Below are 16,910 nucleotides of genomic sequence, written 5' to 3'. Positions count from 1 at the left end.
TGACCGACACACGCAGCGCTGCCGGTATCAGGACCAGTGCCTTGCAGGCCCGGTATCAATGTGTACGAAGTTGCTGCGCGGGTAATATCCTACACCACCGGCGCGCATAGATAACGCCGCTTTGCGAACATTGCTGAGAGAAATGCCCTCAATGTGGAAATCCATCGCCTGCCCTTTGGTGTGATAGCTGTGTTTAGCCACGCCAGGGCCCGATTCACGCAGCATATTATTGGTCGCCAGCGTACGGTAGCCGGAGATCAGCTGCACCGGTTTGCGCGTGTTGAGCAGCGTCTGCAAACGATACAGCTGGTCAAACAGATGCGGATCGATGTGTTTAACCTGATTGGCGCGATAATCACGGAAGAAGTGGTTTAAGCGAGCTAACTCATCCTTGTCATAACTCTTACCGTTAAAAAACTCAGTTTTGAGGGTTTCACCGGTATGCATGTTACTGAGCGTTAATACCCGGGGGCGGGAGGTGGAAACTGACGCCAGTGCTGCACCTGGCAGCAGTGACAATCCAGCCGCTGCGCCACCCAGCAGCAATAAACGACGACGTTGAGAATCAAAATTAGCCATGAAGCGGGGTTACCTAATATAAAACGATAAAAATATGTGCAAAAAGTACACAAGGCCGAACAGTAACCGCAGCCTGGAGAGCAGTCAACCCGCAATCTGTCACAGAATGCGCAAAACCGGTCTGAAATCAATTTTCCAGACCGGTCTTGCCATTTTCTTTAAGGGAAGGATAACAGGGAAATCAACGCTTAGAGCAGCAGCTGCCCCGCTTTGGTCAGCACCTGGCTGCCGGAGCGCGCCGGGTTATCATAATTGTAAATATCTGTACGATACTGCGGCTGGCCGTCGTCCGCCACCCAGGCCGTAAGGTAGTAGAGATTGACCGGAATGCGATGGCGAATCGGCACGTAGCGCGTATCGCCCTGCTTCAGCGTGTCGGAGATACGGCTGTCGTTCCAGCCCGCGTCCTGCAACAGCAGATCGGCCAGTTCAGAAGCTTTGTTAACGCGCACACAGCCGGAGCTGAGCGCGCGGATATCACGCTGGAACAGGCCATGGTTCGGCGTGTCGTGCAGATAAATCGCATCTGAACTCGGCATGTTGAATTTATAGCGGCCCAGCGAGTTGCTGGCACCCGGCGCCTGACGAATGCGATACGGGAAACTGGCGGCGGACACCATGTGCCAGTCAATCATCGACGGATCGATCACTTCCGCATCAGCGCTCCAGCCCGACAGCAGCGTGTAGCCGTGCTTGTACAGATAGCTCGGATCCTGCTTCACCTTCGGCACGATATCCTGCCGCACCAGCGTGGTGGGCACGTTCCACGGTGGATTGAGCACCACATTGTTGAGCGCGCTGCGCATCAGCGGCGTTTTGCGGTCCGGACGACCGACAATCACCCGCGAGGACAGAATGGTATTGCCGTTGTTGTAGTAGGTCAGGGAATAGTTGGGAATATTCACCATGATGCCGTTGTGCATGTCATCCGGCAGCAGACGCAGACGCTGAATATTCAGCGCCAGCAGCGCCGCACGCATCTGCGGCGAAACATTCAGCCACTCGCGGGTACGCGGGCCGATGGCACCGTCGTCTGCCAGTCCCTGCCAGTGCTGGAAGCGTTTTACCCCCTCCACCAGCGTGTTGTCGTAGACATTATTGCTGGCAGCCGGGGTTACCGTGCTGATGTTGCCGCTGGCCTGCGGTACCTGCGCCGGCAGATCGCTGACGCTGGTGGCCGACGGGCTGACGGCCACGGGCTGATCGCTCTGGCTCACCGGCTGCGGCGCCGTCGGGACGGCATCGTCGGCTGGCGTGGGCGTCGCGCTGTGCGTGCCGGTCAGCATCCCGGTGCGCTGCAGAATCTCACGCAGCGCTGGCACATCATCGCTGATCTGACCCGGGCGCAGCGTGCCCTTATCGCGCAGCTGCGGCCATGGCCGGTTATCGGTCAGCAACGCTTTTAACGCGCTGTGCATCGGTGCGTACTGCGGATGCTGCGGTTGCAGCGACACCACAAAGGCGCGGCTGCCGCCGCCGTTCACCGCGTTCTGCCACTGATTAATGGCGGAGAGTGACGGCATGGTCAGCTTGTACGGCACATTGCTGTACAGCCAGGTTTCGCCCTGGGTCGGTACGTTAGCGACAAACTGCAGATAGCCAAGCATAGCGTCGCTCAGCACCACGTCCCGCGAGAAGCCTTTGATATCCGGATTGGTGAGCAACTCTACCCAGCGGGTAAACTGCGGCTGTACGCCGGAGAGCGCCACTTCTGCCAGCTGCTGCTGGAAAGCCTGCACGGCATCGCGATCCTGCCACAGCGGCGCCATGTTGCGTGCCGCATAGATGCCGGCGAGGCCGGGCAGATAAAAGGGTCGTTCGCTGGGGCTAAATGCCTGCTGAATTTGCTGCTGGCTGGCGGCCACTGACAGCGTGCTATGCGGCAGCGCGCCGACGTCTGCCGCCTGGCTGATAGCCAGCGGTGCCGCCATCAGTGACAAACTGAGTGCTATTGCAGCACGATTAACTCTGCTCTTCTTGTTCAGCAACATCCCTGCCCCCTTCTTACCAAAGACACAGCATCCTGAAAACGCCGTGTACCGCCTTTACTCTTATGGTTGAGTATAAAATAAAAAACGGCATCCGCCTCGCAGGGCCGATGCCGTTTACAGATTAACCGCAGCCTGAATTTTTAACCAGATTTGCTGCTAGCTATTTTCAGTGGCCACGCCTGCGCCGGGATTTTCCTGTTTCACCGGCGTCGGATCGGCGGAGAAACCGCGCAGTCCGACCACGTGCACATGCTCCGTATTGTTAAAGACTTTACGTACCAGCTTATAAGTGGTGCCTTTTTCCGGACTGATATTCTCCGGCGCGGCGATCACCAGTTGCATTTCCAGACGCTCGCACAGTTCGAACAGCGTGGCGATGGAGCGCGCATCAAGACGCGCGGCTTCATCAAGGAACAGCAGGCGGCACGGTGAAATATCTTTACCGCGCAGACGCCGTGACTCCTCTTCCCAGCTCTGCACCACCATCACCAGAATCGACATACCGGTACCGATCGCTTCACCGGTCGACAGCGCCCCGCTTTCGGCGCGCAGCCAGCCGTCTGAGCCGCGGTTCACTTCCACTTCCATCTCAAGGTAGTTGCGGTAGTCGAGCAGCTCTTCACCGATGGTCTGCGCCGTGCGCTGGCCCATATCAATCTGCGGATTGAGACGCTGATACAGCTTCGCCAGCGCTTCCGAGAACGTGAGTCGATTGCTGGTAAACAGATCCTGATGCTGTTCATGCTCTTCCGACAGCGTATCCAGCAGCATGGCGTGCGTTTCGCGCACGTTGACGTTCAGCCGCACGCTGCGCACCTGGCCAAAGCTCACCGCCTGCAAGCCCTGGTTCAGCTGACGGATGCGGTTCTGCTCGCGCTGAATGGTTTTGCGGATGATATTGGCCGCACTGCGCGAGCTGATCGCCAGCGTCTGCTCACGCGCCGTCAGCTCTTCGGTCAGGCGGTTCAGCTCAATCTCCATCTGCTCGATGGCTTCAACCGGATCGTCGGTACGAATAATGTCCTGACGGATACGTTCACGCAGATGCTGATAGACAGCGATAAAGAACTGAATCTTGCGCTCCGGCTGTTTTGGATCTTCCGACATGCGCAGCACATCGCGCAGGTGTTCATTATCCGCGACCGCCAGGCGCAGCGCACCGAGGGCTTTATCCGACATCGAGCGCAGCTCGTCGCCGCTCAGGTAAGCCAGTTCGCGGCGATGCAGACGGCGCTCGACGCCGTTCTCTTTCACCAGACGCAGCACGGTGCACCAGCCCGCTTTGGCGCTGACCACCTGCTCACGCATCAGGTGATAATCGCGCTCCAGCTTGCGCAGCTTCTTCTGCAGGCTATCCATCTCGGCTTCGCAGAAGGTGAGCTGTTTCTCCAGCTGATTGCGACGCGCACGGTTGTGGCTGAGCGCCGTGTAGAGTTCGTCACGCCGGCTGCGCGCGCGCTCCTCGGCGCTGGCATCGGCGTGCACGCCAATATCCTGCATCTCCTGCTGCAACTCTTTCAGCATGTCGCGCTTGGCGTCGTACGAACTCTTCAGCGATGCCAGCACCTGGGAATACTGCGTCAGCTGCGCCTGATGTTCGCGCAGACGTTCGCGCGCGCGGCTGCGTTCGCCTTCCGCCTGCTCCAGACGCTGGCGCAGTTTTTCGTTGAGATCGCTGTTACCGGTCAGCATGCCGGCCGAATCTTCATAGCTGAAGTGCGCGCGGCGCTGCACCACTTCGGTCAGGGCAAATGCCTGCTGACGCGCTTCGCGCTGCTGCTGCTGCGCCTGCTGATAATCACGCGTCAGCTGTTCGTGCTGCTGCGGATCGCTCTGCAGCACCGCCACCAGCGGCTCCAGTTTGCTGAGTTTCGCGCCGTGCTGATGCAGGAAGCGCGCGGCTTCCTGGGCTTCTTCCACCCGCTCACGAATCTCTTCGCAGCGGTCGGCCAGCGAGTCGTCAAGCAACAGGTTAACGCGCGGCAGCAGGCGGTTGAGCTGCGCCACGCCCTCTTTTGCCTGCTCGAACTGGGCACGCTGCTGCTGGTTGTCATTCTCGTGCTGCGCCAGCGCACGCTCCAGCTCGCCCCGACGGCTGTTGAGCTGACGCATCTGCGCTTCCGGATCTTCGTCGAAGGCCACGGCCAGGTGGCTGCCGATAAAGCGGCTAAACGACTGATGCAGACGCTGGGTTTTCTGCACGTCAAACGACAGCGTGGCAAAACGTTCGGCCAGCTGGTCGCGCTCATTGTTCAACAGCTCCAGCTGATTTTCCCGCGCCGCGCGACCAAACAGCGGCACTTTCGGGAAGCGCGAATAACGCCACTGGCGCTCCGCCACTTTAACGACGACTGCATTTTCCAGCTCGTCAACGCTAAAGACGCTGTCATCAAACGACTGCGGATCGCCTTCGATCAGATAGAGATCTTCCGGACACTCTTCCAGGCCGTCGAGCATCTCGCGCACCAGCGACAGGTCCGGTACCACAATGGCGTGACGCGATGGGCCATACAGCGCGGAGAAGTACGGCGCATCATCCAGCGTCACGTCATCGTAAATTTCTGACAGCAGCACGCCGCCAAACCGCTCCGCCAGCTGAGTCAGGCGCGCATCTTCCGCACCGCCCGGCTGGCTGAGTCGCGCAATCTGCTGCTCGACTTCACGCTTGCGCGCCGCCACTTCATCACGCTCAACGGTGGTTTCACGCTCGCGCTCCAGCAGCTGCTGCATATATTCGGTGATCTGCTGGCTGCTGCTCAGCGTCTGGCCGGTCTGCTCGCTCAGCTGGGTAAGAATCTCCTGCGCCGCCAGCCAGTGCGGTGCCCGCGCGGTCAGCGCAGTGATGCGCTCGCGCAGCTGCTCCAGCTCCTGGCGCATCAGCATGCGGCGTTCACCGGCGTCGGCCACGCTTTCGTTCAGCTGCTCTATCTGCGCTTCCAGCTCACGCTGCAGGCCTTCCAGCGCGTCAGCGTCATACTGCTGGCCCTGACGTTTACAGAAGTCGGCCAGCAGACGTTCGGCGTCATGCTGCTCACGCAGGCGGGTTTCCAGTTCATTGAGACGCAGACGCAGCGAAGAGAGCTGCTCGGCATGATGGCGCTGGTTAGCGGCATCGCGCAGCAATTCGCGCCCGACCTGCCACGCATCCTGCCGGCTTACCTCACCGGCAATGCTGGTGACCAGCGCCAGCGCCTGTTCAAACTGGCTGTGCGCCGCTTCCGCCACGCTCAGCTTCTGCTCCAGGCGCAGCAGCCGTTCGGTGGCCTCTTCTTCGCGCGCCTGGAAAGTTTCCTGCCACTCTGCGGCGTTGTCGATGGTGAGGTCCGGCAGCTGGCACTGCGCCCGCGCTTTTTCCAGCGCCTGCAGCGCCTGCTGATACTGGATGGCGCGGGTTTGCTGCACATCAAGCGCCTGCTGAAAATCGGCCAGCTGGCTTTTCAGCTCGTCGACTTCAATTTCCGCCGCTTCAGCGCGCGCTTCGTTCTCTTCCTGCACCTCACGCGCTTCGGCCACCACTTCATTCTGCTCTTCGAGGCGATAAGTCAGCTCTTCCAGATCGGCGTCGTAACGCGCGATCTTCTCCTGCTGACGCATCGCTGTCTGGACCAGATTAAGGTGATCGCTCGCCGCCTGATAATCGGTTTCCAGATCGCTCTCTGCGCCGTTGTGCTCAGAGAGTTCGCGCGCCATTTCGATGTGACGATACTGTTCCGATGCCAGCTGATTGCGGCTGGTGAACAGCTCGTTACGCAGCTGCAGCGCACCGTCGAGATGGATGCGACGCTCGTTGGCGTGGCGCATGTAGTCGGCAGAAACGTAGCTGGTGGCTTCAGAGATCAGATGCTTAAACAGATCGCGGTCCGACTGCGTGACGCGAATCGCTTCCAGCGTCATACGGTTTTCGCGCAGCGCCGCTTCCATATCCTGGAACGCTTTACGCACGCCGCCGTTTTCCGGCAGCAGGTAATCGCGCAGCGAGCGGGTAATGGCGCTGGAGATACCGCCATACAGCGAGGCTTCGATCAGACGGTAGAATTTGCTGCGATCGCCGGCGGTGCGCAGACGACGCGGCACCACGCCGAGCTCAAACATCATGGCGTGGTAGTCCGTGACCGAGCTGAACTGGCGGAACTGCACGCCCTCCTGCGCTTCCACCCGCTCCTTCACTTCTGCCAGCGGCAGCACGCGCGCCTGACGGCTGCCGAGAATTTCGGTCAGCATATCGGTTGGCAGCGTATCGGTCGGCAGGCCGTGAATACTGAACGGCTTGATGTCGACTTTCTTATCGCGTCCGGCCACCTGCTGCAGGCGCACGCCAGCCACCACGCGCTGATGGCGCGAGTTGACCACATCCAGCACCGCATAGCAGACGCCCGCGCGCAGTTTGCCGTGCAGGCCCTTGTCGCGCGAGCCGGACGTGGCACCGGCTTCGGTGGTGTTACGGAAATGCAGCAGGGTTAAGTCCGGAATCAGTGCCGTAACAAACGCCGCCATGGTGGTCGATTTACCGGCACCGTTACCGCCGGACAGCGTGGTGACCAGCTCATCCAGATCAAAGGTGCGGGCAAAGAAACCGTTCCAGTTGATCAGCGTGAGCGATCGAAATTTACCGCGTTCAATCATGCCTGTTCATCCTCCGCGCGCTCGCTCGCGTCGTGTTCGCTGTCATTTTCTGCCTCGTCGCTCTCACTGGCGACCGGTGCGTTCTCCAGCGTCATCGCTTCACCATCACGAATCAGGCGCAGCTGCGCTTCACGTGCATCGTCACCGCTGCGCACATCCGCACCAAAGCGGAAGACGGACTCCATGATGCGGAACTTGCTGCTGTCGTTGCCCATAAACCACACCATGCCGAGACGGCGCAGACGGCTGAGCGACGCACGCATCTTCTCCTGCAGTTTGGCGCGATCCAGGTCCGACCCGGTGGATCGCTGGTTAACCAGCTTCAGCAACCTGCTTTCATCCGCCAGCGACAGCAGCTCGTCGTACAGCTCCTGCTGGGTGAAAATGCCCTCATTGGCCAGCCGCTCCGGGCTGAGGTAGAGATAACAAAGAATTTTACCCACCATCATGTCGAGCTCGGACAGCACCGAGCGCGGGATCAGCGTGGTTGAGCGCGGACGCAGATAGAAAAAACCTTCCGGTGCGCGGATCAACTCAACGTTGTAGCGCGCATAAAACTCTTCCAGAAACGGCTGGTAATCCATCAGAAAAGCGTGATTATCCAGCTCTTCAATACCAATGTGGCGGCCGGCGCGTAACTGGCTATCAAGCGCGGGAAAAATCGGGTTTGCCAGTGCCAGCGCCAGTTTGACCGGCATCACTTGTTCAATATTTGTCGATGACATGTGCCTGCACCTTGGCTCCGTAATCATTGATGGTCTGCCATTCCGCAGGCAGACCGGCTAAATCAGCTTCGGCCACGCCGAGTCGCACCGCCTGATCGATGACGATGCGTGCGAGGTCGAAGTGGCGCGCGCGGGGATACTGCGCCAGATAGTCACGCATCACCGTGGCGAGATGCAGCGGCTTCTGCTGCTGCTTGTAAATCTGTAGCGCTTCTTCAATCATCGCCGCCAGCTGCTCGCGGATTTCGTTAAATTCTTCGTACTCCATCTCCGGCGGCAGCTCGCCCATCACCTCGTCGTTACGCAGCGTCATCTCTTCATCGCGCATGTCATACAGACGGTCGGCATTGGCGTAGGTCAGCGCCCACGGCTGATCGAAATAGTTCTGCACCGACTGGCGTAAACGCTGCGCGAACACGCGGTTTTTATCCATGTCGATGGCGGTACGAATAAATTTGTGCACGTGGCGGTCGTAACCGATCCACAGATCGATGGCCTGCTGGCCCCAGCTGATAATGCGATCGAGCTTGTTTTGCAGGTCAAACACCAGCTTGTCGACGAAGCCCAGATCCGGGCTGCTCAGCGTGGCGTCCTGAATCCGCAGCAGGTTAGCCTGCAGCTTGTCGCCTGCCGCTTCCAGCGTATCCTGCAGTTCGCGCAGCGTGCCGGAGGTCTCCGACAGCAGCAGCTCACAGCTGGAGATGGCCGCGCGCCAGTCTTTATTCAGCAGATCGGCGATATCGCTTTTTACCGCCTGCTGCTGTTCGTCCATCAGGCGCTGCGTCATGTCGATGCTGTCAAAGATTTCCGCGACCGAATATTTCAGCGGCGCAAAGACGTTGCGATGCCAGTGAAATTCGTCGCCATCTTCCTCGGCGGCGTCGGCGGCGCGCTTCAGCTCCTGCGCGACAATCGACAGCTGCATCGACAGGCGCAGCGTGGAAAATTCGCGCTGGCGGATGTAATAGTCGGTGATGCCGATCGCCAGTGGCGTCAGACGATAGATGGCGTGACCTTCGGTCAACTCGCTGGTAAAACGGTTAAGCAGGCGCTGACGCACCATGTCGTTGATGGCGTTGTTGGCACGGACCTGAACGGTTTCGTGGGTTTGTTCAAACGCTTTGCTGACGTGACGAAAGGCGTCAATCAGCTCACCTTCACTCATCTCGCCGTCCATGCGCTCCCCGTTGAGGGTGGCGATGGCCAGCAAAAACGCCAGACGTTCTACCGGCAGCGCAAGGGAAAAGTCATTCTTGCGCGCCCATGCCACCAGTTCGGGGACCGTCTGGGAAAATTCGCTCATAGTTGATCCTTCTACCTGGGTTTGCGCGCAGTCACGTGGATATAGCGCCCTAAACTCAAAAAGGGCTCCTGACGACAGTAGCGCCGTTCCATCTCAATAATTTCCTCAACGCTCTTCCCGGCGCCGGGCTGCGGCTTCATGTAGTCACTGAACACGCGGATACCGGCACGCTGCTCGGTGATAAATCCGCACTGCGTCAGCCAGCGCTGTACATCGTCAGGATCGCGGGGGAAATCCGGCGACAGCGTGCGTTTTTTGCGCTTGTTCATGTTGGCGCGCAGATAGCCGAAATTGCCGAGCGTCAGGGTGCGGAACGTCAGGCCGTGCGCGTTATAAAACATCAGCGACAGCACACCACCGGGTTTCAGCGTATGCCACAGCGCCTGCAGCACCGCCAGCGGATCCGCCACCCACTCAAGCACAGCGTGAAACAATACCAGATCCACCGGCTTATCCAAATGTTCGCCAACCTGCTGCGCGCTAATTTGTTTGAATTGCATGTTGTGGCTCACACCTGCGCTGTGCGCATGGGCGGCGGCCAGCTTAAGCATCTCGCCCGACAGGTCGCACAGCAGTACCTGGTGCCCCTGCGCGGCGAGGCCGCTGGAGATCTGACCGACGCCACCACCGGCATCCAGCACCGTCAGCGGGCCGGCGGGCAGCGTCGGCAGAATGGCGTTCAGCTCATCCCAGATGATCGCCTGACGCACCTGGCCTTTACGGGTGCCATAAATATTTTGCGAGAATTTATCCGCCAGATCGTCAAAGTTACGATCCTGCATGGTGATGGCTCCGCTTTGCTGCATTCAACTTGTGCTATTTTGTCACAGGCTCGACAAGAATGAACCTTTCATGCCGCAGTAACTGTCTGGCTGCTGTTTTTTCGGACAAAAGGAGACGTTTTCGATGTTTTTTGCCTTAAAAAAATGGATTGGCGCGATGCTACTGCCTTTGCCATTGCTGTTAACGCTTATGGCGGCAGGACTTTTACTGCTCTGGTTCAGCCGCTGGCAAAAAAGCGGCAAAATCCTTATCTCATTGAGCTGGCTGATGCTGTTACTGCTGAGTCTGCAACCGGTGGCCGATCGGCTGCTGGCCCCGCTGGAAAACCAGTATGCCACGTGGAATGGCAGCGAGCCGGTGGACTATATCGTGGTGCTGGGCGGGGGTTACACCTATAACCGGCAGTGGGCACCAAGCTCCAACCTGCTGAACAACAGCCTGCCGCGCGTGACCGAAGGCGTTCGCCAGTGGCGACGCTATCCTCAGGCCAAAATGATCTTCACCGGTGCCGCTGCGGGCTACAATCCGCGCAGCAACGCCAGCATTGCCGCTGACGTGGCGCGCAGCCTTGGCGTGCCCGACGATGCCATTATTGTGCTGGATCAGCCGCATGACACCGGCGAAGAAGCGCTGGCGGTGAAGCAGACCATCGGGCAGCATCCGTTTCTGCTGGTAACGTCTGCCAACCATCTGCCACGCGCCATGCACTTTTTCCAGAGCGCCGGCCTGAATCCGCTACCGGCACCGGCTAACCAGCTGGCGATCACCTCACCGATCAGCGTCTGGGATCGCACGCTGCCCTCGCCGCTGTGGCTCAGCCATAGCCAGCGCGCGGTGTACGAAACGCTGGGGCTGATCTGGCAGCGGCTGCGCGGCAGTGGCGAACCTTCAGCCGAGCCAGGGGAGTAGCTGCGCGCGGGCATGGTCAAAGCGCGGCCGGTCAAACTGGCCGCTGCTGACCAGCGTGTCAACGCAATCCCACAGCTGATAGAGCCAGCGGCGCCAGACGAAACCGTCATCCACCGGCGCACGCTGTAAATAGTGCTGCAGCAGCGATGCTTCAGCACCGTTTTCCGCCAGGCGCATCAGCTCATACTCACGCGGGGCCCACAAAATGGTGCCCGGCTGGGTCATCGCCACCAGCTGATCGCTGTGCGGGTCTTTCAGCATACTGGCGAGACGCAGATTGCCATGCATTAGCACGCACGGGTCGTCAAAGCCAGCAAACAGCTGCGCCAGCTGTTCGCGACTGCGGAACAGAATCTGACGATCGGCGTGGGTAAATCCGGGGGGCGACAGATAGCCCAGCGTGGACCACAGCACTTCAACCCGCTGGCGATACCATGCCGGCCAGCGATTTTCCTGCACGCTGTCAACACTGCCGACCAGGCCATGGCTGTCAATGCGGTGCCACGCCAGCAGCCCTTCGACAATCTGTTCACACAGCTGCTCCCAGCGCGCTGCCGTGCGCGCCGGCGCTTCGGCCGATACGCCATTTAAGCGCGCCAGCAGCAGCATTTCATGCGCCGGTGGTTGCTGACTCAAAACCAGGCCGTACACCGTGGGCAGCGTAATCAGTCCTTCATGCGCCAGCATGGTGAGTTTTTTCGCTTCGAGCGCGGCGCGTCCCTGATGACGAAAATATTTGGCCACCAGCGGCATCGGCTTGCCGTGGTCATCATAGAGGGCGTAAAGCCGCGATTGTGCCTGTTCGCTGATGGTTTCCAGCCGGCTAACGCCTTCGCCCAGCACCAGCGCCAGTTCTGCACGGAGTTGTTCCATGGAAGAGTCCTCCGGAGTTAACTCATTGCACCATCCTGGAGGTCATGACGGCGCGAAACTTAGCGCCAGATCAAACTTTGCGGCCAGCCGGGTCGCTGGCCAATGACGATTATGCCTGCATCGCTTCTCGCACGCGCAGCAGATCGTCCGGCGTATCCACACCGACGCTCGGCACGGTGGCCGCTACCGCCACGTGGATCTTTTCGCCGTACCACAGCACGCGCAGCTGCTCCAGCAACTCGATCTGCTCCAGCGCACAGGGTTGCCATGCCACATAGCGACGGATGAAACCGGCGCGATAGGCATAAATACCGATGTGGCGCAACAGCGTGTCGCCAATCTGCTCACGCGACTGCGCGTAACGTTCGCGATCCCACGGAATGGTCGCACGTGAAAAATAGAGCGCATAGCCGCTGGCATCGGTGACTACTTTTACCGCGTTGGGATTGAACGCCTCTTCTGCCTCGTGAATCGGTACCGCCAGCGTGGCCATGCCGGCATCCGCCTGGGCCAGATTGTCCGCGACCTGACGCACAATCTCCGCCGGAATCATCGGCTCGTCGCCCTGTACGTTCACGATGATGGTATCGTCAGCAAACTGATACTTTTCAATCACCTCGGCCAGGCGCTCGGTACCAGATTGATGGTCGGCGCGCGTCATGCAGACTTCCCCGCCGGCAGCGGTCACCGCCGCCGCCACGTCAGGATGATCGGTGGCCACAATCACCCGCTCGGCGCCGGACTCGCGTGCACGCTCCATCACGTGCACCACCATCGGTTTACCGTGAATATCCAGCAGCGGTTTGCCCGGCAGGCGCGTGGAGGCGTAGCGTGCCGGAATAATCGCCACGAAACTCATGGATGAATCTCTTCAACGGACAGGGTGCGCGCTTCTACTTCCAGCAATACCGGAATACCGTCACGCACCGGGAACGCCAGGCCGTCGGGTTTGCAGATCAACTCCTGCTGCTCTTTATTGTAATACAGTTTTCCGTTGCAGACCGGACAGGCCACAATCTCAAGTAAACGGTGATCCATACTTTTCTCCTTTCAGGACCGATACGTCAGAGGATTAGCATACCATAGCGCAATCAGGGACGGCGCGCCGCCATCGGCTTATATGCTGACGTGCCAGTGCGTGGACCAGGCGGCCCGCAGCGCATCAGGCGCGTTTTCCAGCACCACTTCGCTGGCGCCCTGCCAGGCGGCGAAGCGGTTAATGGCTTTATGCACATCGGCGAGAAACTGCTGGCTCACGCGCACGCCGGGCTCCAGCCAGAAGGCCCGCAGAATCAGGCGCTGCGCCTGGCGATCCATTTTGGCATCGACGCGCCCTTTCAGTGCGCCGCGGTGCAGCAGCGGCAGGACAAAATAGCCGTATTTGCGTTTGTGCTCTGGCGTGTAGCACTCGATGCGGTAGTCAAAATTAAACAACTCAAGCGCGCGGCGGCGATCCCATACCACTGGATCAAACGGTGACAGCAGCGCGCTGTGTGTGGCGCCCTGCGGCTGCGCCAACTGCGGCAGCAGCGTATGGTGCAGCCACATCTCGCCCAGTTGCTCAACCTCAACGCGCTGAATCACTCCCTGCTCAGCGGCCTGCGCCAGCCAGAGTGCAATGGGCGCGCGTTTCAGCCGGTAGTAATCGGCCAGCCAGCTGGCGCGGAAAATGCCGAGGCTGCGCGCGCTGTGATCCAGCATCTGCATCACCGCCTCGTTCTCGCTCAGCGCATGCTGCTCGTCGCGCCAGTGCGGCATCACCCGGCTACGCAGATCGTAGACGCGCTGGAAGTTACGGCGCTCGACAACCATCAGTTCACCGGCGCTAAACAGGTTCTCCAGATGTCGCTTGTGCGGCTTCCACGCCCACCAGCCGGGTTTGGTGTGCTTGTCGCTGGCAAAATCAGCGGCGCGTACCGGACCGGTGGCGGCGATATGTTGCAGCAGATCGGCGATCTCCTGCTGATGCTGATCCACCCATTGCTGATTGTATTTCCAGCCCAGGCGCTGCGGAGCCAGCATGCGGTGACGCAGCAGCGGATAATCTTCAAAAGGGATAAAACAGGCTTCATGCGCCCAGTATTCAAACAGTGCGCCCGCCGCCAGCGTTTGCTCCAGCCACTCAGCAGGAAAAGCGCCCAGGCGGCTGAACAGCACCAGATACGGACTGCGCGCGACCACATTAATAGTATCGATTTGCAGCAGCGACATCTGCTGCACACAGGCGTGAATATCGGCAAAACGCGCCTGACGGCGCGGCGGACGTAGCAGGCCCTGGGCAGAGAGGTGCAGGTTGCGGGCGGTTTGCAGAGAGAGGGAATGCGTGCTGCTCATTACGTCGTCCCTTTAGATGGTTAGCGCGACCGGCCGTCGCGCGCAGCCGTACAGAGTTCAGTCAGATCGGCCAGCAATGCGGCCAGCGGCGCGCCCGCCAGATGAGCATCCACCGGCAGATACCACCAGTTAGCGCGGGCGAAATGGCGGCATTTGACCGCATCTTTTTCCGTCATCAGCAGGCACTGTGCATCCTGGGTCAGGCTGCGTAACTCTCCTTCGCTATAAGCGTGGTGATCGGCAAAGGCAATCTCTGCCACCGGCTGCACGCCCTGCTGCTGCAGCGTAGTGAAGAAACGCGGCGGATGACCGATGCCGGCCATCGCGACAATTGGCGGCAGCTGCGTCAGCGCAGCCTGTTCGCCGGTCAGCAGATTGACCGCCAGGCCCGGCTGCAGCGTCATGGCGATCTCGCCAGCCTGCGCGCTGCCCCCGTTGACTACCACGGCATCAACCTGCTCCAGCCGCGATACGCGTTCACGCATCGGTCCGGCCGGTAACCACCAGCCGTTGCCAAAGCGACGCACGCCATCCACCACCACGATTTCGCGATCGCGCTCTAGCGCGTAGTGCTGCAGGCCATCATCCGTCACAATCACATCCAGCGGATGCGCCGCCAGCAGGGCCTCGATTGCCAGCCGGCGTTGCGGTGCCACTGCGACCGGCACCTGAGTGCGCTGGGCGATCAGCACCGGTTCATCACCAGCCTGTTCCGTCGCGCTATCCTGATTGACCAGCAGCGGATAGCGTTCCGCTTTACCACCGTAACCGCGAGACACCACACCCGGACGCAGCCCCTGCTGTTGCAGCGCCTGCACCAGCCAAATCACCAGCGGTGTTTTACCGTTGCCGCCTGCGGTCAGGTTGCCAACGACAATGACCGGACAGGGCGCGCGCCAGCGGGTACGCCAGCCGCGCTGATAGCTCAGGCGAATCAGCCAGGTGATAGCGCCATACAGCAGACTCAGCGGCCACAACAGCAGCCACAGCGGCGAGCGTCCGCTCCAGATACGTTCGATCATTGACCGAACTGCAGTTTGTGCAGCTGCGCGTAAGCGCCTTTCTGCGCCAGCAGCACCTCATGGGTGCCGCGTTCCACGATTCGCCCATCCTCGACCACCACGATTTCGTCGGCCTTTTCAATGGTGGAGAGACGGTGCGCAATCACCAGCGACGTGCGGTTCTTCTGCAGCTCGTCCAGCGCCGACTGGATGGCACGCTCGGATTCGGTATCCAGCGCCGAAGTGGCTTCGTCGAGAATCAAAATCGGGCAGTCACGCAGCAGCGCACGGGCAATGGCGATACGCTGACGCTGGCCGCCAGACAGCAGCACGCCGTTTTCACCAATGACCGTATCAAGACCGTTATCCATCTTGTTGATGAAGTCCATGGCGTGCGCCATGGTCGCCGCCTGCTCGATTTGCTCGCGGGTGTATTCACCGTTGCGCGCATAAGCGATGTTATTGGCGATGGTGTCATTGAACAGATGGACATTCTGCGAGACCAGCGCCACCTGATTACGCAGCGATCGCAGGGTGTATTCCCGCAGGTCGTGGCCATCCAGCAGAATCTCGCCCTCGTTGATATCGTAAAAACGCGTCAGCAGGCTGGCCATGGTGGATTTACCCGAGCCGGAACGGCCCACCAGCGCCACGGTTTTACCCGCGGGCAGCGTGAGATTAATATCACGCAGCGCCGGAATGTCGCGGCCCGGATAGGTAAAGGTCACGTTGCGGAATTCAACATCCCCTTTTGCACGCGTGATTTCGCGCTTGCCGTTGTCGATCTCCTGCTCGCTATCCAGAATAGTGAACAGCGTTTGACAGGCCGCCATGCCACGCTGGAACTGGGCGTTGACGTTGGTCAGCGATTTCAGCGGGCGCATCAGGGCGATCATCGACGAGAACACCACGGTAATGGTACCGGCAGTCAGGGTATCCATCACGCTCGGGAAGCTGGCCGCATACAGTACAAAAGCCAGCGCCAGCGATGCGATCAACTGGATCACCGGATCGGAAATCGAAGAGGCCGAAACCAGTTTCATGCCCTGCTGGCGCATTTTATTGCTGACCTGCGAGAAACGCTCAGCTTCAACTTCCTGTCCGCCAAAAATCAGTACTTCTTTATGCCCTTTCAGCATCTGCTCAGCACTGGTGGTTACCTGCCCCATGGTGTTCTGCATATTTTTACTGATGCTGCGGAAACGCTTGGATACGGTGCGGATGGCAAAAGAGACCAGCGGCGCCAGCAGGATCAGAATCAGTGACAGCTGCCAGCTGTAGTAGAACATCATGATGAACAGGCCAATGATCGATGCGCCTTCGCGTACCACCGTCACCAGCGCGCTGGAGGAGGAAGAGGCCACCTGTTCAGAATCGTAGGTAATCCGCGACAGCAGCGTACCGGTAGACTGCTGGTCAAAGAATGCAACCGGCATGCCCATCATGTGGCCGAACAGGCGACGGCGCATGTTCATCACCACATTGCCGGAGACCCATGAGATGCAGTAACTGGAGATATAACTGGTTACGCCGCGGATCAGCATCAGGCCGATGACCGCCAGCGGCATCCACAGCAGAACGGATTTGTCGGCTTTGCCGAAACCATCATCCAGTAAAGGTTTCAACAGGGAGAGCATTAGAGTGTCGCCTGCCGCATTGAGTATCAGCGCCACGGCGGACACAATCAGGCCAGCCTTGTGCGGTGCAATCATCGGCCAGAGTCGGCGAAATGTCTGCCACGTTGAGAGGTCTTTGTCTTGATGCATTATTTATTCACGCTGTTTGAAAT

Annotated in this window: 13 protein-coding genes; 1 reads left to right on the top strand and 12 read right to left on the bottom strand. The window is 59.6% G+C overall.

Annotated features, from left to right (window positions below):
• Positions 1–27: 27 nt before the first annotated feature.
• From CBW22_RS08235 to cmoM, 6 genes are all read right to left on the bottom strand, one after another.
• Complete coding sequence (locus CBW22_RS08235) at positions 28–579, bottom strand: YcbK family protein (protein WP_031279855.1); 552 nt, start codon at positions 577–579, stop codon at positions 28–30.
• Positions 580–767: 188 nt separating this feature from the next.
• Positions 768–2,570, bottom strand: coding sequence for a L,D-transpeptidase (gene ldtD, locus CBW22_RS08230; RefSeq protein WP_088516427.1), 1,803 nt, complete (start codon positions 2,568–2,570; stop codon positions 768–770).
• A 156-nt stretch (positions 2,571–2,726) separates the two neighbouring features.
• A complete protein-coding gene (mukB, locus tag CBW22_RS08225; protein ID WP_088516426.1) occupies positions 2,727–7,193 on the bottom strand; it encodes a chromosome partition protein MukB in 4,467 nt (1,488 codons plus the stop codon).
• Positions 7,190–7,918 carry a chromosome partition protein MukE gene (mukE, locus tag CBW22_RS08220; protein WP_031279857.1) on the bottom strand — a complete coding sequence of 243 codons (729 nt, stop codon included), beginning with the start codon at positions 7,916–7,918 and terminating at the stop codon, positions 7,190–7,192. The genes mukB and mukE overlap by 4 nt, the downstream gene beginning before the upstream one ends.
• Positions 7,899–9,221, bottom strand: a complete 1,323-nt coding sequence (mukF, locus tag CBW22_RS08215; RefSeq protein WP_058757757.1) for a chromosome partition protein MukF — start codon at positions 9,219–9,221, stop codon at positions 7,899–7,901. The genes mukE and mukF overlap by 20 nt, the downstream gene beginning before the upstream one ends.
• Positions 9,222–9,232: 11 nt before the next feature.
• Positions 9,233–10,003: a tRNA uridine 5-oxyacetic acid(34) methyltransferase CmoM gene (gene cmoM / locus CBW22_RS08210; RefSeq protein ID WP_058769552.1), complete on the bottom strand. Its 771-nt coding sequence runs from the start codon at positions 10,001–10,003 to the stop codon at positions 9,233–9,235.
• A 124-nt stretch (positions 10,004–10,127) separates the two neighbouring features.
• Here cmoM and elyC point away from each other — a divergent pair, with 124 nt between their 5' ends.
• Positions 10,128–10,913 (top strand): envelope biogenesis factor ElyC, encoded by a 786-nt coding sequence (gene elyC, locus CBW22_RS08205; RefSeq protein ID WP_088516425.1) that lies wholly within the window; start codon positions 10,128–10,130, stop codon positions 10,911–10,913.
• Here the strand turns inward: elyC and CBW22_RS08200 are convergent.
• The 6 genes from CBW22_RS08200 to msbA all read right to left on the bottom strand — a co-directional run bounded on the left by CBW22_RS08200 (position 10,893) and on the right by msbA (position 16,887).
• Positions 10,893–11,786, bottom strand: a complete 894-nt coding sequence (locus CBW22_RS08200; RefSeq protein WP_021508339.1) for a YcbJ family phosphotransferase — start codon at positions 11,784–11,786, stop codon at positions 10,893–10,895. The genes elyC and CBW22_RS08200 overlap by 21 nt on opposite strands.
• Before the next feature lie 109 nt (positions 11,787–11,895).
• Positions 11,896–12,645 (bottom strand): 3-deoxy-manno-octulosonate cytidylyltransferase, encoded by a 750-nt coding sequence (gene kdsB / locus CBW22_RS08195; RefSeq protein WP_058757760.1) that lies wholly within the window; start codon positions 12,643–12,645, stop codon positions 11,896–11,898.
• Complete coding sequence (locus tag CBW22_RS08190) at positions 12,642–12,824, bottom strand: Trm112 family protein (protein WP_010618270.1); 183 nt, start codon at positions 12,822–12,824, stop codon at positions 12,642–12,644. The genes kdsB and CBW22_RS08190 overlap by 4 nt, the downstream gene beginning before the upstream one ends.
• A 78-nt stretch (positions 12,825–12,902) precedes the next feature.
• Complete coding sequence (locus tag CBW22_RS08185; protein ID WP_088516424.1) at positions 12,903–14,120, bottom strand: winged helix-turn-helix domain-containing protein; 1,218 nt, start codon at positions 14,118–14,120, stop codon at positions 12,903–12,905.
• A gap of 20 nt (positions 14,121–14,140) precedes the next feature.
• Positions 14,141–15,142 (bottom strand): tetraacyldisaccharide 4'-kinase, encoded by a 1,002-nt coding sequence (gene lpxK / locus CBW22_RS08180; RefSeq protein ID WP_088516423.1) that lies wholly within the window; start codon positions 15,140–15,142, stop codon positions 14,141–14,143.
• A complete protein-coding gene (gene msbA / locus CBW22_RS08175) occupies positions 15,139–16,887 on the bottom strand; it encodes a lipid A ABC transporter ATP-binding protein/permease MsbA (protein WP_021508343.1) in 1,749 nt (582 codons plus the stop codon). Before msbA ends, lpxK begins: the two co-directional genes overlap by 4 nt.
• Between the last annotated feature and the right edge of the window lie 23 nt (positions 16,888–16,910).

The sequence above is a fragment of the Pantoea sp. VS1 genome (assembly GCF_002207995.1).
Taxonomy (GTDB): Bacteria; Pseudomonadota; Gammaproteobacteria; order Enterobacterales; family Enterobacteriaceae; genus Pantoea; species Pantoea dispersa.
The sequence above is the reverse complement of the archived record's forward strand: the minus strand, read 5'-3'. Positions and strand labels throughout refer to the sequence as shown.